Source organism: Rhizobium sp. CECT 9324, assembly GCF_918741265.1.
In the GTDB taxonomy this organism is placed as follows: Bacteria; Pseudomonadota; Alphaproteobacteria; order Rhizobiales; family Rhizobiaceae; genus Allorhizobium.
Map to the genome: position 1 here is coordinate 4,116,374 of NZ_CAKKMZ010000001.1, position 24,907 is coordinate 4,141,280.

At 60.4% G+C, this 24,907-nt stretch carries 29 protein-coding genes and 1 tRNA gene; 5 read left to right on the forward strand and 25 right to left on the reverse strand.

Annotated elements, in window-relative coordinates:
* Positions 1-8: 8 nt before the first annotated feature.
* Positions 9-266: a glutaredoxin 3 gene (grxC, locus tag LQ231_RS19810; protein WP_007607566.1), complete on the reverse strand. Its 258-nt coding sequence runs from the start codon at positions 264-266 to the stop codon at positions 9-11.
* Between the two features lie 43 nt (positions 267-309).
* Entirely contained in the window at positions 310-1,086 is a 777-nt protein-coding gene (locus LQ231_RS19815) for a ComF family protein (protein WP_113142923.1), read from the reverse strand.
* 62 nt (positions 1,087-1,148) lie between these two features.
* On the opposite strand from LQ231_RS19815, the gene LQ231_RS19820 reads away from it, so the two are divergent.
* Positions 1,149-2,051: a methyltransferase domain-containing protein gene (locus LQ231_RS19820; RefSeq protein WP_230173155.1), complete on the forward strand. Its 903-nt coding sequence runs from the start codon at positions 1,149-1,151 to the stop codon at positions 2,049-2,051.
* A 35-nt stretch (positions 2,052-2,086) separates the two neighbouring features.
* On the opposite strand, the gene LQ231_RS19825 is transcribed toward LQ231_RS19820, so the two are convergent.
* The 6 genes from LQ231_RS19825 to LQ231_RS19850 all read right to left on the reverse strand — a co-directional run bounded on the left by LQ231_RS19825 (position 2,087) and on the right by LQ231_RS19850 (position 6,090).
* A complete protein-coding gene (locus tag LQ231_RS19825) occupies positions 2,087-2,260 on the reverse strand; it encodes a Flp family type IVb pilin (protein ID WP_007607556.1) in 174 nt (57 codons plus the stop codon).
* A gap of 61 nt (positions 2,261-2,321) precedes the next feature.
* A complete protein-coding gene (locus LQ231_RS19830) occupies positions 2,322-2,636 on the reverse strand; it encodes a hypothetical protein (protein ID WP_113142921.1) in 315 nt (104 codons plus the stop codon).
* A gap of 96 nt (positions 2,637-2,732) precedes the next feature.
* Positions 2,733-3,146: an 8-oxo-dGTP diphosphatase MutT gene (gene mutT / locus LQ231_RS19835; protein ID WP_113142920.1), complete on the reverse strand. Its 414-nt coding sequence runs from the start codon at positions 3,144-3,146 to the stop codon at positions 2,733-2,735.
* On the reverse strand, positions 3,143-3,919 hold the full coding sequence (locus tag LQ231_RS19840; RefSeq protein WP_230173157.1) for a GNAT family N-acetyltransferase: 777 nt from the start codon (positions 3,917-3,919) through the stop codon (positions 3,143-3,145). The genes mutT and LQ231_RS19840 overlap by 4 nt, the downstream gene beginning before the upstream one ends.
* 8 nt (positions 3,920-3,927) lie before the next feature.
* A complete protein-coding gene (argJ, locus tag LQ231_RS19845) occupies positions 3,928-5,169 on the reverse strand; it encodes a bifunctional glutamate N-acetyltransferase/amino-acid acetyltransferase ArgJ (protein ID WP_230173159.1) in 1,242 nt (413 codons plus the stop codon).
* Positions 5,170-5,232: 63 nt separating this feature from the next.
* A complete protein-coding gene (locus LQ231_RS19850) occupies positions 5,233-6,090 on the reverse strand; it encodes a peptidylprolyl isomerase (protein WP_113142918.1) in 858 nt (285 codons plus the stop codon).
* Positions 6,091-6,335: 245 nt separating this feature from the next.
* Here LQ231_RS19850 and secA point away from each other — a divergent pair, with 245 nt between their 5' ends.
* From secA to LQ231_RS19865, 3 genes are all read left to right on the forward strand, one after another.
* The gene (gene secA / locus LQ231_RS19855) at positions 6,336-9,053 is read left to right on the forward strand and encodes a preprotein translocase subunit SecA (RefSeq protein WP_230173161.1); all 2,718 of its coding nucleotides are present in this window, start codon (positions 6,336-6,338) and stop codon (positions 9,051-9,053) included.
* 265 nt (positions 9,054-9,318) lie between these two features.
* Positions 9,319-10,725, forward strand: a complete 1,407-nt coding sequence (locus tag LQ231_RS19860; protein WP_230173163.1) for a lipopolysaccharide biosynthesis protein — start codon at positions 9,319-9,321, stop codon at positions 10,723-10,725.
* 32 nt (positions 10,726-10,757) lie between these two features.
* A complete protein-coding gene (locus LQ231_RS19865; protein ID WP_230173165.1) occupies positions 10,758-12,005 on the forward strand; it encodes a GNAT family N-acetyltransferase in 1,248 nt (415 codons plus the stop codon).
* A gap of 19 nt (positions 12,006-12,024) precedes the next feature.
* Here the strand turns inward: LQ231_RS19865 and LQ231_RS19870 are convergent, their stop codons facing one another.
* Both LQ231_RS19870 and LQ231_RS19875 read right to left on the reverse strand, forming a co-directional pair.
* Positions 12,025-13,662 (reverse strand): AMP-binding protein, encoded by a 1,638-nt coding sequence (locus LQ231_RS19870; protein WP_230173167.1) that lies wholly within the window; start codon positions 13,660-13,662, stop codon positions 12,025-12,027.
* Between the two features lie 181 nt (positions 13,663-13,843).
* Complete coding sequence (locus LQ231_RS19875) at positions 13,844-14,323, reverse strand: hypothetical protein (protein ID WP_230173169.1); 480 nt, start codon at positions 14,321-14,323, stop codon at positions 13,844-13,846.
* Between the two features lie 384 nt (positions 14,324-14,707).
* Between LQ231_RS19875 and LQ231_RS19880 the strand changes: the two genes are divergently transcribed.
* Positions 14,708-14,792, forward strand: a tRNA-Leu gene (locus LQ231_RS19880).
* On the opposite strand, the gene LQ231_RS19885 is transcribed toward LQ231_RS19880, so the two are convergent.
* From LQ231_RS19885 to LQ231_RS19950, 15 genes are all read right to left on the reverse strand, one after another.
* Positions 14,756-15,196 carry a hypothetical protein gene (locus LQ231_RS19885; protein WP_230173171.1) on the reverse strand — a complete coding sequence of 147 codons (441 nt, stop codon included), beginning with the start codon at positions 15,194-15,196 and terminating at the stop codon, positions 14,756-14,758. The genes LQ231_RS19880 and LQ231_RS19885 overlap by 37 nt on opposite strands.
* Positions 15,193-16,449, reverse strand: a complete 1,257-nt coding sequence (locus tag LQ231_RS19890; protein ID WP_230173173.1) for a site-specific integrase — start codon at positions 16,447-16,449, stop codon at positions 15,193-15,195. The genes LQ231_RS19885 and LQ231_RS19890 overlap by 4 nt, the downstream gene beginning before the upstream one ends.
* Complete coding sequence (locus tag LQ231_RS19895) at positions 16,418-16,834, reverse strand: hypothetical protein (protein ID WP_230173174.1); 417 nt, start codon at positions 16,832-16,834, stop codon at positions 16,418-16,420. Before LQ231_RS19895 ends, LQ231_RS19890 begins: the two co-directional genes overlap by 32 nt.
* A 310-nt stretch (positions 16,835-17,144) precedes the next feature.
* Positions 17,145-17,612 (reverse strand): hypothetical protein, encoded by a 468-nt coding sequence (locus tag LQ231_RS19900; protein ID WP_230173175.1) that lies wholly within the window; start codon positions 17,610-17,612, stop codon positions 17,145-17,147.
* A gap of 177 nt (positions 17,613-17,789) precedes the next feature.
* Positions 17,790-18,143 (reverse strand): hypothetical protein, encoded by a 354-nt coding sequence (locus LQ231_RS19905; protein ID WP_230173176.1) that lies wholly within the window; start codon positions 18,141-18,143, stop codon positions 17,790-17,792.
* Positions 18,144-18,179: 36 nt separating this feature from the next.
* Positions 18,180-18,389: a hypothetical protein gene (locus LQ231_RS19910; protein ID WP_230173177.1), complete on the reverse strand. Its 210-nt coding sequence runs from the start codon at positions 18,387-18,389 to the stop codon at positions 18,180-18,182.
* 584 nt (positions 18,390-18,973) lie between these two features.
* Complete coding sequence (locus LQ231_RS19915) at positions 18,974-19,702, reverse strand: hypothetical protein (protein WP_230173178.1); 729 nt, start codon at positions 19,700-19,702, stop codon at positions 18,974-18,976.
* A gap of 47 nt (positions 19,703-19,749) precedes the next feature.
* Entirely contained in the window at positions 19,750-19,881 is a 132-nt protein-coding gene (locus tag LQ231_RS27230; protein WP_290371371.1) for a hypothetical protein, read from the reverse strand.
* Positions 19,882-19,929: 48 nt separating this feature from the next.
* Positions 19,930-20,289 (reverse strand): hypothetical protein, encoded by a 360-nt coding sequence (locus tag LQ231_RS19920; RefSeq protein WP_230173179.1) that lies wholly within the window; start codon positions 20,287-20,289, stop codon positions 19,930-19,932.
* Positions 20,286-20,612, reverse strand: a complete 327-nt coding sequence (locus LQ231_RS19925) for a hypothetical protein (protein WP_230173180.1) — start codon at positions 20,610-20,612, stop codon at positions 20,286-20,288. Before LQ231_RS19925 ends, LQ231_RS19920 begins: the two co-directional genes overlap by 4 nt.
* Entirely contained in the window at positions 20,609-20,830 is a 222-nt protein-coding gene (locus LQ231_RS19930) for a hypothetical protein (RefSeq protein ID WP_230173181.1), read from the reverse strand. Before LQ231_RS19930 ends, LQ231_RS19925 begins: the two co-directional genes overlap by 4 nt.
* 121 nt (positions 20,831-20,951) lie before the next feature.
* Entirely contained in the window at positions 20,952-21,158 is a 207-nt protein-coding gene (locus LQ231_RS19935; protein WP_230173182.1) for a hypothetical protein, read from the reverse strand.
* The gene (locus LQ231_RS19940) at positions 21,155-21,460 is read right to left on the reverse strand and encodes a hypothetical protein (RefSeq protein WP_230173183.1); all 306 of its coding nucleotides are present in this window, start codon (positions 21,458-21,460) and stop codon (positions 21,155-21,157) included. The genes LQ231_RS19935 and LQ231_RS19940 overlap by 4 nt, the downstream gene beginning before the upstream one ends.
* A 44-nt stretch (positions 21,461-21,504) precedes the next feature.
* Entirely contained in the window at positions 21,505-21,654 is a 150-nt protein-coding gene (locus LQ231_RS19945; protein ID WP_230173185.1) for a hypothetical protein, read from the reverse strand.
* Positions 21,655-24,652: 2,998 nt separating this feature from the next.
* The coding region (locus LQ231_RS19950) for a hypothetical protein (protein WP_230173186.1) at positions 24,653-24,907 on the reverse strand (255 nt) is incomplete at its 5' end.

Below are 24,907 nucleotides of genomic sequence, written 5' to 3' on the forward strand. Positions count from 1 at the left end.
TACGTCCTTTATTGAGCCAGAAGCGGATCGAGCCTGCCGGCACGATCGAGCGCATGCAGATCGTCGCAGCCGCCGACATGCATGTCATTGATGAAGATCTGCGGAAAGGTCGTTCCGCCATTGGACCTGGAAATCATTTCGTTGCGAAGTTCGGCTCTGCCTGTCGCGTCATGCTCGACAAAATCGACGCCCTTCGAGGCCAGCAATGCCTTGGCCCGCGAACAATAACCGCAGCCCTGGCGCGTATAGATCGTAACACCTGCCATGAATTCTCCGTCACGAAGGCTAGGATGTGAAAAAATGCTGCCTTCATATAGGACCGGACACGGCCCTTGCAAAGGTCAAAACAGTGACATCCGCAGCACCTGCCTTTTTCAGGGCAGTGGTGGCCGCACTCACCGTCGCACCGGTTGTATAGACGTCATCAATCAGGATCAGGCGGCGGCCGAACACCATGTCCTGCCGCTCCTTGGGGACAATAAACGCCCCGCGCACATTGAGCGCCCGCGCATTCGCCGTCAGCCCCACCTGCTGCTCGGTCCGTTTGCGGCGCACCAGAACCTGCGGCAGAAAGGGTACGCCTGCGCTTGCGGCCAGATGGCGGCCCAGTTCGGCCGACTGGTTGAACATGCGGCGAAAGAGCCGGGTCCGATGCAAGGGTACTGGCACGATGCCATCTGCCTGCGCCAGTTCTGCCGCCGCAGCCCGCGCCATCCAGCCGGCCATCATCGGCGCCAGATCGCCGCGATCGCGATATTTCAGGTCATGCACCAGATCGCGCGCGACCCCCTCATGCAGGGCCACCGAACGCAACCGGTCGAACACCGGCGGGTTGGCGATCGCCTCCCCCGACACCATGCCGTCACCGGGATCATGGGCAAACGGCGTTCCGAGCACCTCGCAGTACGGCCGCTCGATGAACGGCAACCGGCTCCAGCAAGACGGACACAGGGCCGCATGGCGCGCCGTGCGGGCATGGCAATGGGCACAGGACGGCGGATAAAACAGCGCAAACAGGCCAAACGCCAGCGCCCGGGGTGTTTCCCGGCTGACGGCGAGCGTTTTCTGCACTATGTGAGCCAGCATGACATGACTTTAGGCGCGATATGTCGCCTTAGCCAGACCCCATGCTTACAGGGAAATGCCGCATGAACCCGCTCTTCGACGAAGGCCTGATCACAGCCAATCGCGAAAAGGCCAGGACCCGCAACATCGAGGGCAGCGATTTTCTGCTGGCATTGGCAGGGCGCGAACTGGCGGACCGGTTGGCCCTGGTCGAACGTCATTTTGAACGCGCGGTCGAACTGTTCGGCGCAACCGGTGTCGCGGCAAGGTCGGCAATGACCACGGGCAAGATCGACGCGCTGGAACGGGTGGAAACCGGCGCCGTCTTCGCTGAACCGAAAGAGCACCTGTCGGCAGCCCGCTTCGAAAGTGTTCCACTGGCTCCTGAATCCGTCAACCTGATCCTCTCGCCGCTGTCGCTACACCTGACCAACGACACGCCGGGCATGCTGATCCAGATGCGCCGTGCCCTGAAGCCCGACGGTCTCCTGCTCGCCGCCATTCCCGGCGCCGGCACACTGGCCGAACTGCGCGATGTGCTGCTGAGCGCAGAAACCGAGCTCTACGGCGGCGCAAGCCCGAGGGTCATCCCGTTTCCCGATATCCGCGACGTCGGCTCGCTGCTGCAGCGCGCAGGTTTCGCCTTGCCTGTCATCGACGAGGAAAGCTTCACCGTTCGCTATGACAATCTCTTTGCCTTGATGCGCGACCTGCGCGCGATGGGCATGGCCAACCCGCTGATCGGTCGCAGCCGCAAGCCGCTCTCGCGGCGTTTCTTCCTGAGAGCCGCCGAAATCTATGCCGAGCGCTACGCCGATCCGGACGGGCGCATTCGGGCGACGTTTTCGATGATCTTCGTCTCGGGCTGGGCGCCCCATGAAAGCCAGCAGAAGCCGCTCAAGCCGGGATCGGCAAAGATGCGCCTCGCCGAAGCGCTGGATCCGAATCGCAAGACAAACACATCCGGCACCGGTGAACGCGGCTAGAAGCCCTTGGCAAGTCTGGCAGGCATGAAAATGGTCTAATTGCCAGCGTTGGTGACGCTGTCCTCAACGACGCCGAACGTATTCTGCAGCGAGTTGGTGAAGGCCCCGTAGCCGCTGATCAGCGCGACGCTCATGATCGCCGCAATCAATCCATACTCGATCGCGGTGGCGCCTTGGCGATCCGAGATAAACCTGCTGATCAAACGCATCTTCGCTCCAGTAGAACGCGGAACTCGGCCACCAAGGCGAGCTTGCTTGAACCTATTTGCCTTAACAGCGCTGGCCGAAGCCATCGATGATGCAGACCGAACCCGGCGTTTCCTGCAGCACGCTGCGGCGGATCGTATAACGCTTCCCGCCATCAGCCTTTGGAATCGAACCGGTGCTCATCATGTCGTATTCGTCCGGCTGAAAGGCCAGCGTCTTCTTCTCGGTCTTGTCGGCAAGCATCGGCGTGACAACAAGCGACAGCGCAATCGCAGCCGTACCGAACAGCAGGGCGATATTGAGAACTCCGGTTCTTCCGGTTTTCACCGAAGACCGTTCCCTGGATCGGGCAGCCCGCCAGAAATCTTCGTTTGCCATATGACGCTCCACACACGCATGACGCATGAACAGCGATCAGTTTTGCCCGAGGGTTATAAACTTTGTATTAAGAACGCTTGAGAAAATATCCCGCGCTCACAACAGATCCTGAAGGAATGGGATCAACGGCTCGTCGGCCGGCGGCATGGGATAATCGCGCAGCGCCTTGGCCCGCACCCATTTGATCGCCTGCCCCTCGCGTCCATGCGGAATGCCCTCATAGCGACGGCAGATATAGAGCGGCATCAGCAGATGGAATGTTTCATAGGTGTGGCTGGCAAAGGTCAGGGGCGCAAGACACGCAACCTTGGTCCGAATGCCCAGTTCCTCGTCGAGTTCGCGCACCAGCGTCTCTTCCGGCGTCTCGCCGGTCTCGACCTTGCCGCCGGGAAACTCCCACAGACCGGCCAGCGATTTGCCCTCGGGGCGCTGGGCGAGCAGGATTCGGTTGTCGGTATCCACCAGCGCGCAGGCAGCAACCAGGAGGATCGGTCTCGGCGTCTCGCTCATGCCTCGACCTTTCGCCAGTAATAATATCGATAGGCTTCCTCGAACCCCATCTTGGCATAGAGCGCGAGCGCCGGCGCATTGTTGGCCACCACCTGCAGCCAGGCGGTGCGGGCACCGCCGATGCGCGCCCAGCGCAGCGCAGAGGTCAGAACCTCGATGCCGAGCCCCTGGCCACGCCGGTCTGGTCGAACCGCAAGCGACATGATCCCGGCAAGGTCATTGTCCTGCACGCAGAGCGTTGTCGCGATCGGTCCGTCCTGCGGATCCTCGATGACGAACATGCCGGTCGGCGGCTTGATCGCGCTGATGATTTCGGCCAGCGATGGCTTCAGCGCCTGGCCTTCCCCGTGCACGGAGATATCGGCATCGACATAGCGTCCGATGTCATGGGTCGGGAGATGATCGAGCGTATCCGGCAGATCGATCCGCGACAGGTCGCAGGTCATCGTCAGCACTTCCTCGAAACGCTCCCAGCCATCGGCCTCGAGGAAGTCGATCATCGGTTTCGGCGACAATGGCGTCTGGCGGATCAGCAACGGGCGGCCATGCGCTTCGAAGCGGCGTGCGGCCTTCTCGATGCGCAGGCCGATATCGCGGCTGTCGGACGGGTCGAGCGCGACGATGCAGTTCAGCCGCTTGGACGGATGGCTGCCGGTCAGGCGGATCTGCCAGCTGCCGTCATAGACGACGCTGGTCGCCGGCCATGCGCGAAAACCGACCGCTTCGAGGCGGCGAACGAGGGGCAGGTTCTGGTCTGGTACTGTTGCAAGCATGCCGGCGATCAGCTCCGGTAATCGCCGTTGATGGCCACATATTCCTTGGTCAGGTCGCAGGTCCACACGGTCGCCGAGCCATGGCCGAGGCCAAGATCGACCCGTACCGGAATGTCCTGTCCCTTCATCACATTCGAGGCCGCTTCTTCCGAATAGCCGGCATCGCGTTCGCCGTTGACCGCAACGCGCACATCGCCGAACCAAATCGCCAGCCGGTCGCGGTCGGCCTCTTCGCCGGCCTTGCCGACCGCCATGACGATACGGCCCCAATTGGCGTCTTCGCCGGCGGCCGCCGTCTTGACCAGCGGCGAATTGGCGATCGACAGCGCGATCGTCTTGGCAGCCGCATCGCTTGTCGCACCGGTCACGGTGATTTCCAGCATCTTGGTCGCACCTTCGCCATCGCGCGCCACCTGGATCGCCAGATCCTGGAGCAGCGCGTTCAGCGCATCGCGAAAGCCGTCGAGAGCGGCGTCGTCTGCGGTCTCGATCCGGCGCTGGCCGTCTTCGGCAGCAGCCCCCGTGGCAAACAGCATCAGCGTATCGGAGGTCGAGGTATCGCTGTCGACGGTCATTGAATTGAAGCTCGGCTCGACACCGGCCGACAGCAGGCTCTGCAGCACCGGCGCTGCGATATCGGCATCGGTCACCACGAAGGACAGCATCGTCGCCATGTCGGGCGCGATCATGCCGGCACCCTTGGCGATGCCGTTGATCGTCACGGTGACCCCGCCGATCTCCGCGGTGCGGGTGGCAACCTTCGGATAGGTATCCGTCGTCATGATCGCCTTGGCTGCCTCGAACCAGAAGTCGCCGGTCCCGTCCTTGGCCATCTGGCCCAGCACGCCGGAAAACTTGCTCGCATCGAGCGGCTCGCCGATGACCCCGGTCGAAGCCAGAAAAATTTCGCTCTCGTCGCAGCCAAGCGCCGCTGCCGCCGATTTTGCGGTCAGTTCGGTCGCAGCCCGGCCTTTGATGCCGGTAAACGCATTGGCATTGCCGGAATTGACCACGACGCCGCGCGCCACGCCGGCCGCCAGGTTCTTGCGGCAGAAATCCACCGGCGCAGACGGGCATTTCGACCTTGTGAACACGCCGGCCACGCTGGCCGGTTTGTCGAACGCCATCAACAGCACGTCGGTGCGATTTTTATACTTGATGCCGGCAGCGGCCGTGGCCATGCGCACACCGCGGATGGCCGGCATGTCGGCATAGGATTTCGGAGCAAGCGGGGAAATGCTGGAAGACATGATCATGGCCTGTAATGGAAGGCCCGCAATCTGCGGGCCTTTGTCTGGGAAACAAACGATGCGTTACGGCTGCGGCTGGGCCTGCTGCTTGTTCGCGTCTTCATAACCCTTGCGCAGGGTCTCGTCGACGATCTCGATCTTCTGGTCGGCCTTGGCCTTCTCGATCACTTCAAGATACTTGTCGCGCATCACCAGCTGGCGAACCTGCTGAGCCACTTCCTCGTATTTCGGCGGCGCAGCTTCGCGCTTGTCTTCCAGCTTGATCACGTGGAAGCCGAACTGCGTCTTAACCGGGGTCTTGGAATAGCTGCCCTTTTCCATGCCGAACGCGGCTTCTTCGAATTCAGGAACCATGCGGCCCTTGACGAAATAGCCGAGGTCGCCGCCTTCCGACTTGTTCGGGTCGGTCGACTTTTCCTTGGCCAGTTCGATGAAATCCTTGCCGGCATCGAGATCGGCGATGATCGCCTTGGCTTCTTCCTCGGTCTTCACCAGGATGTGACGGGCGCGGATCTCGTCCTGCTTCGGCAGCGCTGCGATTTCCTTCTCGTAGCGCGCCTTGACTTCGTCTTCGGTCACGGCGTCGACGACGTTCTTCTTGAAATAGATGTTGTGCAGCTCGCGGTCGGCGATGAACTGCATGCGACGGACATATTCCGGATCGGTCTTGAGACCGGCGGCTTCGGCATTGCCGGCCAGAAGCTTGACGTCGATCGCGCCGGAGAGAGCGGCAACCTTCTTCTGTTCGTCCGGCAGCTGGGACAGCTGCGGATCAAGGTTGGCAATGGCCAGATCCAGTTCGGACTGGGTGATCTCGAGCGTGCCGACCTTGGCGACCACGGCGTCCTCGGCAAATACCGGGCCGTGGAGGGCAACGAGGGAGACACAGGCGGCAAGCAGAAACTTATTAACGCGAAGCATGAAAGACCTTTCGGATGGTGAACCGTTTGAAGACCGCTCGAATCGGGCAAAAAATTGTCCGATGCCCGTAATTCGCAGGCCTTTGGCAACTGCCTGCGCCGTTGACATCATTCGACCCCCCTCTTATCTGTCACGCAACCTCGCGTCCAGAGTAGTTTCTGGAGGCACGGCGCCTATTTGACTGAGCAAAAGCACAGCACTTGGGCGTGTTAACGATATGACGAAGGTCAGAAAGGACCATCGATATGGTCAGTCTTGGTGGAATTGCGCGCAAAATTTTCGGCTCGTCCAACGAGCGACGTGTCCGTTCCTATCAGCCGCGCATTGCCCAGATCGCCGCGCTTGAAGAGAGCATGAAGGCACTTTCCGACAGTGAACTGGCCGGCAAGACCGATGAGTTCCGCCAGATGCTGGCATCCGGCAAGACGCTCGACGACATTCTCGTCCCGGCCTTCGCCGTCGCCCGGGAAGGTTCCCGCCGCGCGCTTGGCATGCGACCATTCGACGTACAGCTTGTCGGGGCGATGATCCTCAACGACAATTCCATCGCCGAAATGAAGACCGGTGAAGGCAAGACGCTGGTGGCAACGCTCGCCGTCTACCTCAACGCGCTCGCCGGCAAGGGCGTGCATGTCGTCACCGTCAACGATTACCTCGCCAAGCGCGACAGCCAGACCATGGCCAAGCTTTACGGCTTCCTCGGCCTGTCGACCGGCGTCATCGTGCACGGCATCACCGACGACGAACGCCGCGCGGCCTATGCCTGCGACATCACCTACGCCACCAACAACGAACTCGGCTTCGACTATCTGCGCGACAACATGAAATACGAGCGCGGCCAGATGGTCCAGCGCGGCCACAATTATGCGATCGTCGACGAAGTTGACTCCATTCTCGTCGATGAAGCCCGCACGCCGCTGATCATTTCGGGCCCGCTCGATGACCGCTCCGATCTCTACAACACCATCGACGCCTACATCCCGCTGCTCAGCGCCGAAGACTACGAAATCGACGAAAAGCAGCGCTCTGCCAATTTCTCCGAAGTCGGCACGGAGAAGCTCGAGAACCTCCTGCGTGAAGCCGGCCTGCTCAAGGGTGAATCGCTCTACGACGTCGAGAATGTCGCCATCGTTCACCACATCAACAACGCGCTGAAGGCCCACAAGCTGTTCAGCCGCGACAAGGACTACATCGTCCGCGGCGACGAAATCGTCATCATCGACGAATTCACCGGCCGCATGATGCCGGGCCGTCGCTATTCCGAAGGCCAGCATCAGGCGCTCGAAGCCAAGGAAAAGGTCAAGATCCAGCCGGAAAACCAGACGCTCGCCTCGATCACCTTCCAGAACTACTTCCGCATGTACGGCAAGCTGGCCGGCATGACGGGCACCGCCTCGACCGAAGCCGAGGAATTCAGCAATATCTACGGTCTCGAAGTCATCGAGGTCCCGACCAACCTGCCGATCCAGCGCATCGACGAAGACGACGAGGTCTACCGGACCTTCGAGGAAAAATTCAAGGCGATCATCACCGAAATCAAGGCCGCCAGCGAGCGCAACCAGCCCGTCCTGGTCGGCACCACCTCGATCGAGAAGTCCGAACTGCTCGCGACCATGCTGAGCGACAGCGGCTTCAAGGACTTCAAGGTCCTGAACGCCCGTTACCACGAGCAGGAAGCCTATATCGTCTCGCAGGCCGGGGTGCCGGGTGCGGTCACCATCGCCACCAACATGGCCGGTCGCGGTACCGACATCCAGCTCGGCGGTAATCTCGACATGCGTCTTGAGCATGAACTGGCCGACATGGAACCGGGTCCGGAGCGCGATGCCAAGACCGAGACCATCAAAGCGGAAATCGCTGCCCTCAAGCAGAAGGCGCTGGAAGCCGGCGGCCTTTACGTCATCGCCACCGAGCGCCACGAAAGCCGGCGTATCGACAACCAGCTGCGTGGCCGCTCCGGCCGTCAGGGCGACCCGGGCCGTTCCAAGTTCTACCTGTCGCTCCAGGACGACCTGATGCGCATCTTCGGCTCGGACCGCATGGATAGCATGCTGACCAAGCTCGGCCTGAAAGACGGCGAAGCGATCGTGCATCCATGGATCAACAAGGCGCTCGAGCGCGCCCAGAAGAAGGTCGAAGCCCGCAACTTCGACATCCGCAAGAACCTGCTCAAGTATGACGACGTGCTCAACGATCAGCGCAAGGTCATCTTCGAGCAGCGCCTCGAGCTGATGGATGCCGCCGACGTATCATCGACAATCGCCGACATGCGCCACGAAGTCATCGAGACCATGGTGGCGATCCACATTCCCGAACACGCCTATGTTGAGCAGTGGGATGTCCAGGGCCTGAAGCAGAAAGTCGCCATGACCCTCAATCTCGATCTGCCGATCGAGGAATGGGCAGCCGAGGAAGGCATCGCCGAAGACGATATCCTGACCCGCATCACCGAGGCCGCCGACAAGGCCGCCGCCGACAAGGCAGAGCGTTTCGGCGGCGAGCTGATGGCCTATGTCGAGCGTTCGGTCATCTTGCAGACGATCGACAACCTGTGGCGCGAGCACATCGTCAACCTCGACCACCTGCGCTCGGTCGTCGGCTTCCGCGGTTATGCCCAGCGCGATCCGCTGCAGGAATACAAAGCCGAAGCCTTCGAACTTTTCCAGGCCTTGCTCGCCAACCTGCGCGATGCAGCCACCATGCAGATGTCGCGCGTCGAGCTGGTTCGTGATGCCCCGCCGGTACCGACCACGCCGGTCATGGAAGGTCATCACATCGACGCGACCACCGGCGAGGATGACTTCGGCGAAGGTTCCGACGAAAGCACAGCCGGTTTCGTCGCACCGGAAAACCGCGACCCGGATCAGCCTTCGACCTGGGGCCGGATCGGCCGCAACGAAGCCTGCCCCTGCGGTTCCGGCAAGAAGTACAAGCATTGCCACGGCGCCTTCGAAAGCGCCTGATCGGCGAGCAGACTGCCCTGGCAATCAGCCGGACGCAGGATGGAAAGTTTTAACGAGGCGGCTTTCGGGCCGCCTCTTTTGTTTACAGTCCCCACCCATTCCTTGAACCGTTTCTTAACCGTGTTCTGCCAGTCTGCGGACGTCGCGTCTGACGGCCTGCGGCCTGATCCGTCTCGCTGTTTTTCCCGTCAGACCAATCATTCAGGCTCCCCGCTGCGATCTTCAGCCGCATCGAAAGCCCTGCAACGAGTTGTGCGTATCAGTGATGGCGGTTCTCCAGACAGCGGAAAAATGGCTGCCTTCGGGCCTGCATCCGCTCGTCCGCAAACTCTGCGGCATCCTCACTCGTAACGACGACACCGGCCGCGCCCAGCGCATGGCCCTGATCGCCTTCGCCATCCGTGTCGCCAGCGCCGGCATCGCCTTTGCCTCGCAGATCATCCAGGCCCGCCTGATGGGCGAGTTCGAATACGGCATCTTCGTCTTCGTCTGGGTGCTCGTGGTTCTGTTCGGCAATCTTTCCTGCCTCGGCTTCCACACCGCGATCATCCGCTTTCTGCCGCACTACCGGGTGGCCAACGCCCATGACGAAATCCGCGGCCTGACCATGACCGCCCGCGTCTTCGCCATGAGCTGCGCCAGCCTGATCGCGCTGGTGGGTCTTGCCGGGCTGCATGTCTTCGGCGCGGTGATCGACCACTACTACATGGTGCCGCTGTTCCTCGCCTTCTTCGCCCTGCCGATGATTGCGCTTGGCGACGTGCTCGACGGCACGGCCCGCGCCAACAGCTGGCCGGTCACGGCGATGAGCCCGACCTATATCATCCGCCCAACGCTGATCCTCGTCTTCATGCTCGCCGCCGTTGCCTTGGGCGCGCCGCCGACGGCCACCAGCGCCATGCAGGCAGCTTTGGCCGCCACCTATGTCACGACGATCGGCCAGTTCCTCACCATCGACCACCGCATGGTCCAGCGCTTCGACAAGGGCGCCCGCAAGATCGATTTCCTCGCCTGGTTCAGGGTTGCCCTGCCGATCTTCCTGATCGAGGGCTTCGGCTTCCTGCTGACCAATTCCGATGTCGTCGTCGTCGGTCTTTATCTGCCGCCGGATCAGGTCGGCATCTATTTCGCCGCTGCCAAGACCATGGCGCTGGTGCAATTCGTCTATTTTGCCGTCAAGGCCGGCGCCACGCCACAGTTTTCCGCAATGATGGCGGCCGGCGACAAGGCGTCGCTGGCAAGCTTTGCCGGCACCGCGGCCCGCTGGAGTTTCTGGCCATCGCTTGCCGTGGGCGGCCTTGTGCTCCTCCTCGGCAATTTCCTGCTCTCGCTGTTCGGCGCGGCCTTCACCGCCGGCTACCATCTGATGGTGATCCTGTTTGTCGGCAACATGGCCAAGGCGCTGGTCGGCCCCGCCGAAATGCTGCTGACCATGGCCGGCCGGCAAAAACTCTGCGTCCTGCTGTATGTCGCAGCACTGTCGACGAATATCGGATTGAACGTGACCCTGATACCGATCTACGGCCTGGCCGGCGCTGCCACCGCGACGGCGGTTGCCACCATGGTCGAAGCCGTGCTTTTGCACATCACCGTGCGTTATGCCCTGGGCATCGTGGTGTTTGCCTTCGCCGACCCGCTGTCGCTGATGAACAAGACGAAAGGGCCTGTCTGACCATGCCGGAAAAGCCCATTTACAACGAGAGCATGAACAGCGACGCCAATCGCCTGATCGGCAGCCTGGCCAATCGCACCGAAATGCGCATCGGCGCGGATACCGAGATTGCCGTCGGCCGCCCGGGCCGCCATCTCAGCATCTATCCCGGCCAGATGGGCTACGACCTGCAGGACGAGCTCGACCACCTGACCTACCGCGTCATGGAGGCCAATGTCTTCTTCGCGCCGCGTTTCCTCGCCCCGGCCATGCCGCGGCTCGAGGAACGCCAGGTGCGCCTCGCGGTGATCCGCGATGAGGACGAGCGCCGCTCGCGCCTGCGCATGCTGTTTCCCTTTTCCGTCGAAAAGCCCGGCTTCTCCGTCGGCCCGTCGATCATCCGCGTCTGGGCCAATCCCTTCGGCCCGCTCGGCACGCCGCTGGTCGATGCCGAGGGTGCGGCCGAGACCATCGACAATCTGCTCGAGGCGATCAGCCGCCCCGAGGCCCGATTGCCCGGCGTCCTGGTTCTTCCGGACCTTCGGCTGAACGGCCGCTTTGCCCATCTGGCCAAGGCTGTAGCACTGAGCCGCGAACTGCCGCTGACCATCACCAGCCCCTATCAGCGTCCGATGCTGCACAGCATCGAGGATGGCCAGAGCTACCTGCAGAACAGCCTTTCCAAAAACCATCTGCGCGAGATGCGCCGCCAGTTCCGCCTGCTCAGCGAGCTCGGACCGGTCAGCTACAACGTCGCCCGACAGCCCGAGGAAATTCGCCTGCGCATGGAGGAATTTCTAGCGCTCGAGGCCAGCGGCTGGAAGGGCCGCAAGCGCTCCGCCATGATCACCGACCGCCTGCGTGCGGCCTTTGCCCGCGAGGCCATTACCAATCTGGCCGAGGCAGACCAGGTGCGTATCCACACGCTCGACCTCAACGGCAGTGCGGTCGCGTCCATGGTCGTCTTCATCATGGCCGGCGAGGCCTATACCTGGAAGACCGCCTATGACGAGACCTATGCGCGTTTCTCGCCCGGCAAGCTGTTGATGGCCGACCTGACCGAATGGCATCTCGACGACGCCAATATCGAGCGCACCGACAGCTGCGCCGTGCCGGATCATCCGATCATGAGCCGCTTCTGGCAGGAACGTGAATCAATGGGAACGCTGGTGATCGGCCTCAGGCAGAATGCCGACCGCGATGTGCGCCAGGTCGGCGCCCAGCTGCACATGTATCGCAACACCCGCAACATCGCCCGCCTGTTGCGCGACAAGATCCTCAGTCGCCGCTTCGGCAACTGATCACGGCCAGGCATGGGCCTCAACCGGACGCCTTTGCAACCTCCTGGTCGCGCAGCAAGCGCCGGATGACCTTGCCGCTGGTGGTCAGCGGCAGTTCCGCGACAAAAGCCACTTCGCGCGGATATTCATGCATCGACAGCCGATGCTTCACCCAGTCGCGCACCTCTGCCGCCAGCGCCTCGCTGCCGGAAAAACCGGCCTGCAGCACGACGAAAGCCTTGACGATCTCGGTCCTCAGCGCATCCGGCTTGCCGATCACCGCCGCCAGCCGCACGGCCGGATGGCTGATCAGGCAATCCTCGATTTCCGCCGGCCCGATCCGGTAGCCCGAGGACGTGATCACGTCGTCGTCACGGCCGAAGAACTGCACATAACCGTCTTCGTCCTGCCGGCCGAGATCGCCTGTCTTCATCCAGTCGCCGACGAACTTGGCAGCGGTCCCCTCCGGGTTCTGCCAGTAACCGAGAAACATCACCGGGTCGGGTCTGGCGATCGCCACTTGCCCGGTCTCGCCGGCCGGCAGTTCATGACCTGCCTCGTCGATGATCGCCACCCGGTGGCCGGGCACGCTCTTGCCGATGAAGCCTGCCTTCGAGACGCCGAGACGGGCAGCCGACGACAGCACGAAATTGCACTCGGTCTGGCCGTAAAACTCGTTCGGCACGATGCCGAGCGCCGTCTTCACCCATTCATAGGTCTCGCGCCCGAGCGATTCACCGGCCGAACCGATGCTGCGCAGAACCAGGTCGAACTGTTCACGCGGCTTCTCGACCGCCGCCAGCAGCCGGAGCGCCGTCGGCGGAATGAAGGCGTTGCGCACCTTCATCTCCGCCATGATCCGGAAGGCCATATGCGGATCGAATTTCTGCGCCGGTGACGAAACCACCGGCATGCCGAGCAGCAGCGAGGGCAGCAGCGCATTCAAGAGGCCACCCGCCCAGGCCCAGTCCGACGGCGTCCACATCTTGTCACCGGGCTGTGGCGGAAAATCATGCGCCAGCTGAAAACCCGGCATATGCCCGGCCAGCACGCGATGGCCATGCAGCGCGCCCTTCGGCGCCCCTGTCGTGCCCGAGGTATAGATCATCAGTGCGGGATCGTCCCGGCCACTGGCGACGATGTCGAAACTGTCCGGATGCTGCCCGACCAGGGTCGCGAATGACTGCACCGGCGCATCCGCCAGATCGATCGACACGACATGCCGCAGGCCATCCAGCCGGGCGCGGATCGGCGCCAGCCGCGACAGCCCGAATGCGTTTGTCACCACGACCGTGGCGCCGGCATTGCTCAGCCGGTATTCCAGCGCCTCTTCGCCGAACAGAAGCGCCAGAGGCAGGGCAATCGCACCCATCTTGTAGATCGCCAGATGCGCGATCACCGTCTCGAAACACTGCGGCAGAAGCAGCGCCACCCGGTCGCCCGGTTTGACACCGAGTGACACCAGCGCATGGGCAAAGGCCGACGATTGCGCCGCAAGCGCGCCGTAGGTCAGGCAGAGATGCCGGCCGTCGGGACTGAAATGTTCGAGGCAGATCCGATCGGGATCCCGCAGGGCCCAGTCGTCGCAGACGGCCCGGCCAATGTTGAAATCAGCCGGAATCTCCCAGCGAAAATCGCGCTGCAACGCCTCGAAGGAGGCGCTAGGCTCTAGCAACATGCCGTTTTTTCCAGATGTTCATCGCAGAATTGCTAACATCCATCTCGCACTTGCACAATCGCCAAGCGGTTGCAGCGCAGATGCGAAGCAGACATTGACCCCTGGAGACGAATGGCAGCCAGCCGCCGCCAAGCCACCGCACCGGAGCGCGATCAGGAGCCGGAAAGGCGAGGACCTGCGGTTAAGCCTTGGCCGCAGGCATGGCGGCGCTCAGGTGCACGAGCAGCGCTCTGAGCTCACCGGCACGCACAAGCTGGGCCGGTGTGCGGCCGCCGAAGGCGTCCAGATGCTGGCTGCGATACAGTTTTTCGGCAGCGGTCGACGTTCCGGCGATCTTGGCCAGATGGGCCAGCACCAGCGCCTTGGCTTCGTCCGCCGGTACACTGCCGGCATCGATCGCAGCGGTAACCTTGGCGACCTGGGCCTTCGCTGTCTGCAGCTTCATAGACTTGCGCATGGCCAGCACCGAGGGCGTGACCGGCGACACGACATTGATCCGGGCCGTGCCCTCTGCAGGCTTGGCACTGGCACTGCTACCGGCAGCGCCCGCCGCCTTCGGCAAAAGCCCGGCATCGACGGTGACCTGACGCACAGCCTGTCCCAGACGAATTTTCTTGCCTGCTGCCTTGATTTTGCCCGCTGCCTTGATCTCGTCTGCCATGATCGTGCTCTCTCAAGAGAATGTTGGTGCCCCATGCCGGAATCGAACCAGCACTCCTTTCGGAACTCGATTTTGAGTCCTGTGTTGGACGGTGGCACACTCAATGTTTACAAAGGGTTAGGTTCTGCCACTGTGGCGTTTGTGGCATTTCACTCGGTGGCGGCTATAGCGCGGATGTGGGACGGACACAACAGCCAACTACCCTGGGTCTGGCACTGAGAGAATGCACCGTTGATAGCGGATGACATCCTATCCTCGCCCTTACTTTGTCCTGCCTGCTGCCCCAGGAAGTAGGTACAGATGGCCAAGCCAATTGCCAGCCAAACTCCATGTCGTGATACTGTTGACACGTCCAATGTCTCCGCTTAATGGAGACACTATAATGCCCCGCTGGCGGAATTGGTAGACGCGCCGCACTCAAAATGCGGTTCCTCACGGAGTGCTGGTTCGATTCCGGCGCGGGGCACCATACGGAGCCGTCATGGCCTCCTTGAAGTACCTTTCCTTCACCTGAACGGGTAGAGCCTCCCAAGAGTCTACTACGTGCATGTCGCCCGCTGTTTCCTCGCAGTAGATTGTCCACGCAAGCTCACAAAGTGCGGGCGACTCGTCCATTGCCTCTTTGGTAGTCGCGGTTGGTTGGCCGTACCAGAATGCGGAGAATGCAGACGGTGACGCACGGTCAAAGGCTTGGGCCAGCGCCCTCAGTTGAGCCTGCACCCTGTTGTGCTCTCGGATGAGGATCTCTGCGACACTCTTCGGCACTGGGCCTGTGTCCATCTGTTGGTCGCTACTCGTGATGTCCACACCGTTTGGACCCTCCCCGAACACGAACCAGTACCCGAACTTCTCGTCTATGTACTTGTCTTTCAAGTCATCAACTCCTTTGCGAACCGTGCGACCTCCTCCGGGGTGATCCCTGGAGTCATAGCGTAGGCCTTGATTATCTCCCCAACGTTGCTCCCTCGTGGAGCCTCCTGCTGTGGCTGCGGTGCGGTGAAGTACTGGCGGCTTTGCTCAAGCTCCCCTGCCCCTACTAGCTCCAGGTACCCTGCCGTTGTGGCGATGCCCTTGTGGCGAAGAACTTTCTGTAGGGTCGCGGTCGGCATACCCCGAGAGTTGGCATACCAAGCGAACGTACGGCGGAGAGACTTCATGGTCGCCGTTGGGATGTGGGTTACCCCCAGATACTCCCTGACGTGGTTCCATCTGTCGCCTGCTTGCCGTGGGGTGATCGGGAACATTCGTCCCCACCTGTTGTCCTTCTGCCTCTGGATGGACCTCTGGATCGGCTCCATGCTCTCTGGGTAGACCGGGATGGCGTTCTGTGCGTCAGACGTCTTGGTACCCGCTGGGTTGAACCAGGGTGACTTGGTGTCCAGTCCGGTAAACATGCGGGCATCCATCCTGAGGACCTCCTCGACGCGGAGACCCTGGTAGACGATGATGTCGATTATGTCAGCGAACATCGGGTCCGTGATGAGGTCACCATCGAGTGGATCTCGGAGGGAAGTTACGACCTTTCGGTGATCATCGGGCCTGAGCCACCACTTCTCTATCCGCTTCCCCGAGACGTGCGGTATGGGGAGCTTCACGGTTGCGAGTGGAGGGATGCGCTTGAGGGCAACGTCGTTCACAACCCTGAGAGATCCCAGGTACTTGTTGATGGACGAGGGGGCTAGGTTCTTAGCTCTTAGGTGGACCACTAGGGCATCGATGTCTTCAGACAGTATGGCGTCAATGTCCGGCTTCCCGCGCTCCTCCATGAACTGCACTACTAGGGGAACCACGTACTGGACTGACGCGTGGTACCGGGTGCCGTACCAGTGGGTGTCGAGGGCGATCTGCATGGCCTCACGGAGAGTTCCCGAACGACGCACTAAGCTTCGCGTGATGGTCTCTGCGGTGGCGGCGTAGAGTCCTCTTTCGGCCTGGACCTGGAGGGGTTTGTCGGTAGGAGAGACAGGCCACTTGCCGTAGGTGGTGATGGCCGTCTCGATCTCTACTTCGAGAGCTTCCGCTTCGGCCAATGTCTTGGCGCTCTTACGGATGCGGGTGAAACCTGGGAGTGCTGAAGCCCGGTTGATCGTGACTTCAAATACCTTGCCCCTGGGGCGGATTGTCATTGGTCGCTCCCCTAAGGATGTACATGAGTTGGTCGGCTAGTGCCCTGCCCTTCGGTGTGAGCTTGGCGACTTTCATTCGGCGGTTGAGCACGTAGGTATCTAGCTCCACGAGACCCATACCTTCTTTACCGTCACGGTACTTGTCTCCAAGATATCGTAAGTGGGTCGAGAGTGTCTGAGGCGTGATGCAAAGACGTTCGGCTATCACCTCAAGTGGGGTAGGCTCGTCCTTAGAAGTGAGCCCGCCCCAGAGAGCAACTCCGAGAAAGGAGTTGAGGATTGTTATCGGGATGTACTGGGTGTCCTCAGTCTGCGCGGCTTGAACTCGGCGGTTTGCCTCCAGGTAAGCTCGCAAGGTGTCCCGATTGTCGGAAGTTGTGGCCATGAGTGTCATCTCCATCTGTACGCGACTCCACACATACTGCCATTTCGTAGTGTGCGCAAGCCCCATCTTCTACCCAGGCGACAAGCCATGTGGTGATGTCTCTACCCTCCGCATAGTCCTTTAGGAAGTTATAGAGGTCAACGGGTTCAAAGGCCTTCAGCCCGAACGTCACGGCATCTTGGAGCGAGGTGATAGACGGGAGGCACACCGGGAGAATGGTCATATTCTACGCTTCTGTGTATGATGGATAGATGGATGATTGGATGGTGAGGAGGCCAAGACTGGCCCCCTCCTTCGCGTTCTCGTCTGGTTAGCCTTGAGCGGCCTTGGCGACCTCCTCGAAGCTCTTGCCCTCGACTTCAGCAAGTGTCGCCTCATCGGTCGGGTGGGTGCTGTACGAGTGGATGGCTTCAGCTTCGGCCAGGACGTTGCCGATGGTCTTCTCCCCATCGAAGTCCTCGCGGTCGATGTTGAGGATGCCTGCGAGTACGTCCATGCGGTGGTCGGCGTCTGCCTCGATCTCCACCTCGGAGCCCTCGTGGTCGAAGGCGATCCAGCCCAGGTCCGATGCGTCGATCATCTCCGGCTTGCGGATGCTCTCGGGAAGCTGCTGACCAAGGCGCTGCTCATACCACCCGGTACGCTCGCCCAGGAGTGCAACGGCGAATCCCTCTGCCCAGTCGGGACGCTCGTCAACAGGCGTCACCACCTGACCCGTGAGGCCGTCGATGTGGAATGCGCCTTCGTGGTTTGCCTTATGGATTGCAATGCGGTTCATATTCTCTTCTCCGGTCCTTCTAGGAAAAGGAAAGGGGCTGGCCTGAAGGACATGACCAACCCCCAAGGATGCTCAACTGGAGGTCAAGCGAAACTGTTGCACTTCAATACTCCTATCCACACTGTGTGTCAAGGCGTAGTATAATGCGAGATTTAACACCTCATTTTCTGGGAGGCGTTATGACTTGCGGATAACCCGCACACCCTTGGGGTCCTTGGACACCGAGACGGTAAACTCTGGAGCCGTACCGCCGTCCTTCTGGACCTTTTCGCGATACTTGTTGATGGAATTGTAGATGGTCTTGCCGCCGATGTCTGGGATGAAGACCGAGGGCCAGGTCTGCGGGTCATCCGGCTTGGTTGGCGCAGGGAACGATGCCCAGTCGTACTTCGAGATGCCTCCGGCGCGTTCCGGTACGATGCCAGTCTCGATCTTGAAGCTTCCCCATACGGCGGGAGCCTTCTGCTCCTCCTGCTGGGGAGCCTTGGTGTCCTTGTTCTCGGTGTTCTTTGCGTCTTTCTCTGTGGCCATGATGGTTCTCCTGTTCGATGGCTGGTTGGTGGTAGGTTAGAGGTTGATGATCTGGGCCGTGGAGATGTCCTCCATGTTTATGAACGTCTCGTTCTTCCCCTCCTGGTTGATGAAGATGGACTCCTCATTGTGGCTGAGAACATGGGCGTTCCGGTACACGAAGCCATTCCTCATGGTGATGTAGTCGAGGAGGTATTGACGGCCCTGCTGGTCGAGGGTGGTGAGACGCTGGTGGAGGGATTTCACGGTGTGTTCCTTGAGTGTTAGCTGGTTGCGGCTGTCGCGTTGGTGTGGCTGAGGCGTACTGCCCAGATGGCAGTGTTGAGACGGGGAACGTGGTGTTTCTCCGCGATGGCGGGCTCTGTCTTCATGGTGGTCGTGGTGGGTACTGGCTTGGCGTAGCGCACCCACTGGTACCTGTTCTTCGCAACCCTAGAGATGCGCCCGATTACCATCGGCTTGTCTCCAGGCTGGACCACGAAGTGGACTCCTAGACGTGCCAAGAAGGAGTTGGGTTTGGGAGTGAATGGGGTCTTATCCATCACTGCTCTCCCGACTGCCTGATCTTCTCCATGAGGTCACGTCGAGCGTCTTGCGGAGTGCGACCTGTGCCAACAAGACCCAGTGCAGTGGCCGTGAAGATTGCTTCGTTAACCAGCGCTGGGAGTCCCGGTGGCTTGTAGATTGTGAGTGCTGTAGATTGCATGACTGTTCTCCTTCTGTGAGTGTGGAATGTCGTAGTGTCTACGTCAAAGAGACGAGGATGAGGGCGCTTACGGCCACGAGTGTCATCAGGCCTAGGAACGCTGCTGTGTCTTCCAGGAGGTGTCTCAAGCTGGAACTCCTTGTGGTTGGATTGCTGGAATGTTGTTCCGGCAGGCGGCGTACCGCATGAACCAGAACGGTATGTCGTGGCACCCGACCACCAAGTCCCCATTGGGCTTGATGGAAGAGAGCCTGAAGTCTCCCGCTTGGATCGTCTTGGTGGGGACGAACTCGCGATGCTCGCGGCGGCACTTGACGGCCAGCCAGTAGAGCGACTTGGCGACCTCCAATGGGACGGATGCACCCCAGGTCGTCTCGACGCGGTCCTCGATGATCCGGGGAAGCGGGCGGGTGGTGTAGTACCGTGTGGCGATGGTCTGCTTCTGGCCGCGCAGCCAGTTCTTGACCTCAGGCCAGACCTCCTCTCGGCGGATGCGCCTGTTCTCTGCCTCACGCTCGATCCTGGCGCGGTTTTCCGCCTCGGCGCGGATGGCTGCTGCCTCGCGGACACCCTCGACGATGGCATCAGGTTCCCAGTTGAAGGACTCGAAGCCCTCCACCTTGAACAGGCGGATGTACTCCTGGGCCTGAGCGATAAGGTCCTGTGCCTCGCGGAGGTGCATGTCGCCGTACTTGCGGGCTCGCTTGGCTTTCTCCAGGCGATCCACGATCCGTTCGACGTAGTTCCGTGCGTTGTGAAGTCCCCAGTCGATGTCTCGGACTCCGGGAACGTCGAAGACCTTCATGTGCTGGACTGCGCGGCGGGTGTAGGTGATGTGCTTGGCGGTGGACACCGAGTATCCTTCGGTGGTCATGAGGACCACTGGGCCTTCTTCAGTCTCTACAATCCGCGCAATTGGAAGTGATGGCCCCAAGAATAGATGATGGTGCCCTCGTAGAACATTGAAAAGCCCTTACGATGGCGTCCGGTCTGATTGGCCCAAGCGTGGGCAACCTCGTTGTGAGTGCTCATTGTGTCTTCCTTGGATGTTGGGATGATGTGTAGATGCGTAGTGTTGTCTTACGCTGCTGGGCGTAGTACGGGTCTCTTCTGGTAGTGCTCTCGCGCTCCTAAACAGGCCATGTTCAGCATGTCCATGAAGTACCCATCGTGGATGAACTTCAGGACCTCGCCGCTCTTGTAGACGCTGGCCCCCAGGTAGTCGGCTGCGATTTCCTTGCCGTAGTGATCCAGGACCCTGATGCTGCTGTCGAACATGACCAGTTCGCCGCTGTCCAAGTCAGCCTGTATGCTTCCGTCCTCGTCGTCCCCATCGTACTTCTCGAAGGACTGCTCCGTGCGCCACTCTACGGTGAAGTTCCGGGTTGCGGCTGTCCAAAGAACGCCGAAGTTGTTGTGTGGATCTTTCCAGCGTCTCATATCCGCTCCTCGTTGCTGCACTGGTTGATGGCATCCTCAAGGATGGACACCACGTCCTCGACTTCCGCTCCCTCTGCGTGTGCATCTCGCGCCTTCCAGAGTGGTGCGTAGATCGCCCACATGATCTTCGCGGCATCCTTGAAGGTCTTGAAGTCGCCGATAGCGGTCGCCTCATGCTCCGGTGAAATCCCGTAGATGGTCCAGTAGTCGGCCTCCTTGCCTGTCTCCTTGTACGCCTCGAACGTTGGGTAGCTCACGATCTGGCCGTGAGCCTCATGGACTGGGCGGATCTCCATGTAGGCGAAAGTCAGCTCCTTGCTCATGCCTCTGTCCTCCTGCTGTGCTTGTATGCGATGCTGCTGGTCATTGACTTGACGTAGCCGCTCCGGGAAGCGTCTCCGAGTTGGACCGCGTGGAAGTCAGCCCAGTGGATGGTCTCGCCATCTGCCGTCACGCTCTCCTCGCAGTACTGGTGATGCTCGGTCAGGACACCTCGGTACGTGATGCCGTCCCGCGTGACCTCCTCTGTGTACCTTGTCATAGTGTCACCTCAGTTTGTGTACGTTGCGACCCGATACTCCTCGCCATCTTTGGATACCTCTATGAGGACGCCTGAGTAAGAAGCTGCATCTGCGTGACGATGCCTGCTGCTGTAAGGGCGACTATTTCTCGGTGACGTCCCTCTCGGGCATCGTTGCGAAGTCCGAAAGGTGGTACCAGTTGTTCCGGTACTTGAAGTAGCCGTCGGGCTCATACCCCTCGTCTGTCTTCAGGTGTTCGTACTTGTCTTCGAGGACCTTGGTGGGAACCTCGTAGTCGTACTTGAACGGACGCCACTTGTGGTCTGTGGTGATGTCGAGGCAGGTCATATCGCCGCTTCCCTCACGTTGGCGTTGCACCATGCGTCCATCCAGCCACCCGCGTAGTCCGCGATGACTTCCTCAGGGTCACTCACCACGTCTGGGATGATGAAGGCTCGCGACACCGTGTTACCGTCCCGCTTGATCAGGAGGTACATCTCATCGCAGGCCGTCAGAGCCTCCAGAGCCAACTTGGTGTCCGTTCCGGTATAGTCGGGGTCCTCGCCGTGTCCGTACGTGCAGACCAGCGTGAAGCCTGCATCGGTTGCGTCTTTGAGGAGTTGTCGGACGTACTTCAGGTTATCGCTCATGGTTATGGCTCCTTGGTTGGATGGTGTGTAGATGCGTAGTGTTGTCAGAAGCGGAAGTCGTTCGTCTTGAGGAACTCAGCTTCCTCCTTCGTGGCCATGACTACTGCCATCGGGTGTTTCTCCAGGTACTTCTGGAGTCGTGCTCGATTGGTCGGAGTGGGTACCTTGCGGTAGGCGTTGATCAACTTCGTCACAGTGCTGGCTCCATGGTTAGCTGAGTGATGAGGAGGGTCTTTTGGGGCACCCTCCGAGTCGCGAAGCGACGAGGACGATTTTTTGGGATCGCGTGGCGGTCGCATTACGGGGCGCTCCGGTATGCTCCGGCAAGCCTGCCCTTTGTGGTGCCTTCAAGCCCTGCTGTATGCCCCGCGTCCGCGTCTCACTAGGACCACGTCATCGTCGTCCCTGTATGTCGGGGCCTCATAGTCCTCGCGACCACCTGAGGACCATCTGTCAAAGACTGGCATGTCGTTTCCGCGTGGTGCGCGTTCCATCTGGACTGTCTTGTGGTGAATGCGCGTGGTCGGCTTTTGGTCAGGGTTGCGGCGGAGTGTGTCGCCTAGATAGATGGTGCGCATTGTCAGTAGCTCCTTGCTGCTTTCATCCGTGCCAGAATGTCGTCAAGACGCTGTAGCGTCCGCGCCGTGTCCATGCCGCATGTAATTGCGTAGTATGCAAAGCGTAGCTTGCGCATTGTGACCGCCTTTGAGGTTTCGACTTGCTTGTCTCGTCAGTAGGGGATGCTTACCCCTAGACCTCTCTCACCCTTGGCGTCTCTCCCTTCCCGCGTTCCGCGTGGGCCATCCTTAGGTTATACAAAGCGCTCCTCACACTCTGGGGCTTGGCTCTCTATGCTTGGCGGCCATGCCAGTTACCGTGGGGCCTAGACCCCCAAGAGTGCGTCACCGCCTCTCTTGTGAAAACCACACTATGTGCTTTGTCGTAGTGTGTAAACAGAAAAATGCACTGATAGCGAATAAAAACGCTAAGTATCTGTTTTAATGTCGTTCTTTCTGCATCATCTCTACCCTAATGTCTCCCTTTACGCCCTGCCTTACGCCTCATTAGGCCACGCTAGACCATATGTAACGCCATAGTGTCGCCGTCTCCCGGTGGACCATCAGGCCACGACATGAGGGCAGGCCGTACGCCTCTATATAGGGTGCGCCATGAGGTCAGGACATGAGGGCAGGCCATGCGGGCGCTAGACCATCACTAGTGCTCAGAGTGACCGCCTTGTGTCGCCCTCATGGTCTAGGGTGGATGGTGGCCATGCCTCACCCCTTCCCCATGGTCCCCATGAGTGAATGCTCAAAGTCACCGAAAAGAGTCACTGATTCGATCTGTAGAACGACCTCCCACAATGTCGCATAGTGTACCCCGCGAGCCATGCATGATGCGCAACCCTAGGGCCTGAATGGTGGCTTGTGGCGGGCGTACTTGATCCATAAGCAAGTCCAAAGTGTAGGAAACTCAATGGGTTACACCCCGCGCACCCCCGCCTAGTGGCCTTTGGAAGCCGCCACCGCCATGTAATGTTATCACGTTACCCAGCCGTACCCCCAGAGGGGGGAAGTCGCAGCGTTGTCACGTAAATCGGATGGCTCGCGTGAGCTACCCCTGGAGCGATCCGGGAAGTGGAGCACCATACCCTTTGAGGCGGGCCATGTGGACTTGGAGGGAGTTCATTGCACCCTGCACCTTCTCCTGGGCTACCACGAGGTAGTACCGGGGAGGAACTTGGGGTCATACTGGAGGAGAAACAGGAAGTCGGTCATATTGAGCACCTTGAGTAGGGAGGATTACCATCCCACCCCGCTATACAAGAGGGGGAGACATGAGGGAGGACATGGAGGAGGAGACAGGAAGTAGGTCACTTTGAGCACTACTGAGAGAGAAGCCTTTAGTGGCAAACTTGAAGGGGGTGGAGAGGAAGAGACATGGTCTCTCCCAACTCCTGTAGGTCTTACCCCTGTAGTAGCTACCTAGGGGGGCTCCTCTAGTACAGGCCTATTAATCCTCTCCAGGTTGTAAGTTTTTAGCGCCTACCACCACCTCGAAGACCACGCCTGAGAGCACGTCTTCCGGCCCCGCCTCCGGTGACTTCATCGGCGTCCTTGAAGAACTTCGCCAGTTCCTTCTCCCGGCGTTCCTCCTCGGCCTTTTCAGCCTGCTCGGCGGGCATGAGGCCCAACCGTTCCAGGACCATGCTCACGGCCCACAGCAAGGCCCTCCACGCGGTCGTCGTGCGTGAGGCAGTCCTTCTCACGGGCCAGACGTGTGATCTGGTACATGAGGCTGTAGCGGTCCCGAAGCTCGGTTCCGTCACGGGACTGGGTAGTGGCGTAGTCCTCCAGAAGACCTCCTTGGCCACCACACGAGACGATGGGCCGCGAAGACGGGCTCCAGGGTCTGGATGATGCGGAGTTCTTTCTGCTGCTTCTTGGCCCGCTCGGTGACGATCTCTGTCGCCTTCCGCTTGTCCTCGGGGTGCCGGGGCTGCTGCTTCAGGGTCTCCTCCCAGGCCTTCTTGACGTGGGGCTGGAGAAGCTGGCGAACATGCCCTGGCCGAAGTCCTCCTCGACGCGACAAGTCATCACGTTGAACTGGACCAGGAGGTTGGCGATCTCCTTCAGGGTCTTCTCCCGTGACCGTCCAGCCAGCCCGCCTGCTTGAGGCAGTACGCGGTGGAGTGCAGCACGGCGACAATCGTAAGCGTGGTCTCATCCTTGCCCTTGCCTGAGGGGTCGATGAAGGCAACGATTTGCTCCCACTTGGAGAAGCTGTCAGAACGCTGGCAGGCCTGTGGACGCGGTCCCCATCGAAGCTGATCGTCTGGACGTCCTTGAGTGCCAGGTGGTCCCCAGAGCCCCAGGAGACGAGGTCTGGCCCGGTCCTGCGATCCAGAGACATGCACATGATATCGCCAAGTCGGAGGGGTACCGCTCGACGTCGCTAAGGCTCGTATCAAGCATGAACTGGAGGGCGAAGCCCGCCTTGCCCCAGGACATTTCTCGTGCCCTCAGATCCTCGTCACTGAAGCGCGTAGGCTCGGTTGAGGTGCCGGTAGAGTTTGGGTCCTTCTCCAACATCCAGCTAACCCAGCGGGCCAGCCTGGAGCCGTATGATCGACGCTGCTTGCCGTTGGGGTAACGTGCAGGCCAGATCTTGATGACGTACCCGCGCTCCTTCTCAAGGACGTTGTAGATCGAGGCTTCCGTCTGGGGGTACCCAGGAAGATATCTGTCCACCCGGCTTGATGATGGCGTCGAACTCTCGGACGGAGTCTGCCAGCTTCTCCCGCATGTCGGGGGTCATGGAGTTGGTGTTCGTCTCCACGTCATCCCCGACGATCAAGTCACCACGGAAGCCGACGATCTGCGCCGTGACACCTACAGCGAACACTGAGGGAGTCTGGTCAGGACGTGCAGGCCCCACGTCGAACGC